This window comes from Cobetia sp. (assembly GCF_983723665.1).
The window spans coordinates 4,794-7,263 of the sequence record NZ_CFDJES010000136.1; the positions used below are offsets into that span (position 1 = coordinate 4,794).

Annotated in this window: 3 protein-coding genes; all 3 read left to right on the plus strand. The window is 58.5% G+C overall.

The genetic code is table 11. From position 1 onward, the window contains the following. Positions 1-863: diguanylate cyclase domain-containing protein (locus tag AC4FAH_RS12135; protein ID WP_490246101.1), on the plus strand; the 863-nt coding region annotated here is incomplete at its 5' end. A gap of 336 nt (positions 864-1,199) precedes the next feature. After that, entirely contained in the window at positions 1,200-1,757 is a 558-nt protein-coding gene (gene ectA, locus AC4FAH_RS12140; RefSeq protein ID WP_082388757.1) for a diaminobutyrate acetyltransferase, read from the plus strand. Between the two features lie 282 nt (positions 1,758-2,039). Next, positions 2,040-2,470: aminotransferase class III-fold pyridoxal phosphate-dependent enzyme (locus AC4FAH_RS12145; RefSeq protein WP_490246102.1), on the plus strand; the 431-nt coding region annotated here is incomplete at its 3' end.

A 2,470-nucleotide genomic window follows, 5' to 3' on the forward strand; every position in this document is an offset into this window, starting at 1 on the left:
GCAAGACGCTCAAGCTGCTGGCCACGGTGGCCCCGGTGGTCAATGGCCTGGCGCTGGCGATGATCGTGGTGCTGATCGGCATCTCGATGTGGCTGTTCGGACGTTATGTGCTGGTACCGATACGTCGTCTGACCCAGACCATGAATACCCTGGCCAATGACGATGTCAGCGTGGTGATCGACAGCACCCAGCACACCAATGAAGTGGGCCAGATGGCGCGGGCGCTGCAGAAGTTCAAGTACAACATCATCGAGAGCAACAATTACAAGAAGCGCATCACGCAACTGGCGATGCATGATTCTCTGACGGGGCTGCCCAATCGACAGCATTTCTATGAGCGGGTCGAGCATTGGCTCGGAAGCGTCAATGGCGAGGGCGGGCAGCTGGCGTGCCTGATGCTGGACATCGACAAGTTCAAGCCCATCAATGACACCCATGGCCATGCCGCCGGGGATGTGGCGCTCAAGGTGATCGCGGAGCGACTCAACCAGGTGGTGCGCAAGGACGATTTCGTCGCGCGCCTGGGAGGCGATGAGTTCGTGGTGCTGGTCCACAATGCCGACATCCAGGCGAATCTGGGCCGTCACGGCGAACTCGCCCAGCTGGCCCAGCGCATCATCGACAGTCTGGGCAAGCCATTCCTGTATGAAGAGCACAAGCTGGAAGTGGGCTGCAGTATCGGGATTGCCATCGCCCCTCAGCATGGCAGCGACCGTGAACAGCTATCACACAATGCAGACATGGCGCTCTACGCCGCCAAACATGAAGGACGCAATTGCGCGGTGCAGTTCAGCCGCCATGATGAGCTGGGCCAGATTGTCGCGATCGCCAGCAAGAAGCGTGAGGTGCAGAAACAGCAGTGATGGAAGCCCTGGGGCTCAAGCACTAGTGCAGAACCCGACTCAGCGGCAGTGGCAACGAAAACAAGGCCAGATGCCGGATGAGCAGGCAATCAAACGGCGCCCCTCGGGGCGCCGTCTTGCGTCTAGTGGGGACAAACCCCCAACGGGTGGTAGACAAGGGCGAGTGTTGCCCGGTTTAAGCCCCAGCTTGCCCGCTCACCGATACGGGGCTTTGGGATAATTTTGCGTTATCCATACGCTTCACGAGAATAATTTATGGTTTGCGATACCCATAACGGTTTGTTATGGTTTATAGCGAATTCGCCAACTGCGAAATATTTTATGAAAACCATGACAATGACTTCCACGATTCAGGGCTTGGCCCACCACACCCACGATGCCGTGATCAACCGCGCCAGTGCGCCGTTGTTCATCCGTCAGCCGACTACCGATGATGGCTGGGGCATCTACGAGCTGGTCAAGGCCTGCCCGCCGCTGGACCTCAATTCAGGGTATTCGTACGTTTTGCTGGCCACGCAGTTCCGTGACAGCTGCGCCATCGCAACTGATGAGGAAGGTGAGGTCGTCGGCTTCGTTTCCGGTTACACCCGCAACGACGCCCCGCAGACCTTCTTCCTGTGGCAGATCGCCGTCGGTGAGAAGGCGCGTGGGACTGGCTTGGCACGTCGCTTGATCGAAGCTGTGATGAAGCGTCCCGAAATGGCGCACGTGCGTCATCTCGAGACCACCATCACGCCGGACAACGAGGCGTCCTGGGCATTGTTCACTCGCCTCGCCGAGCGCTGGCAAGTGCCGCTGCACTCGCGTGAGTACTTCTCCTCAGACCAGCTGGGTGGCGAGCACCTTGCCGAAAACCTGGTGCGCATCGGGCCGTTCCTGCCAAGCGATATCTGAGTGCTCGACGTGCTCAAGGCTTGTGTGCAGCCAGAGCCCATGTGCAGCGCGGGCGAATAGCAAGCCGCAAGCAGTCCCGGACGGGACGCCGTCATGATTCTTGTGTCGGTCGTCGAGAAGAATCACGTCCCGTCCGGCAGATGTTCACGACAGGAAGGTTGTGACATCTCCTGCTGACCCCATGTGTTAGCGAGGTGGGGGCAGTGTCATTCGTTGGATCGTCTTTACATTCTGGTATGGCCATTTCAGTACGCGGCCATCCATCACCAGGGAGGTGACAGCATGAATACGCAGATTCTCGAACAGATGGAATCCGAGGTACGCACTTATTCGCGTTCTTTCCCGACCGTTTTCACCAAGGCGCAGAATGCCCACCTGTTCACCGAGGACGGCAAGCGCTACATCGATTTCCTCGCCGGTGCCGGTGTGCTCAACTACGGGCATAACCATCCGGTACTTAAGAAGGCACTGGTCGATTACATCAGCAATGATGGCATCATCCACGGCCTGGATATGTGGACTTCCGCCAAGCGCGATTTCCTCGAAGCGCTGGAGGAAGTGATCCTCAAGCCGCGTGGTCTGGACTACAAGGTCCACTTCCCGGGGCCGACCGGCACCAATGCGGTCGAAGCTGCCATTCGTCTGGCTCGCAAGGTCTCCGGCCGCCACAACATCGTGTCGTTCACCAACGGCTTCCATGGTGTGACCATGGG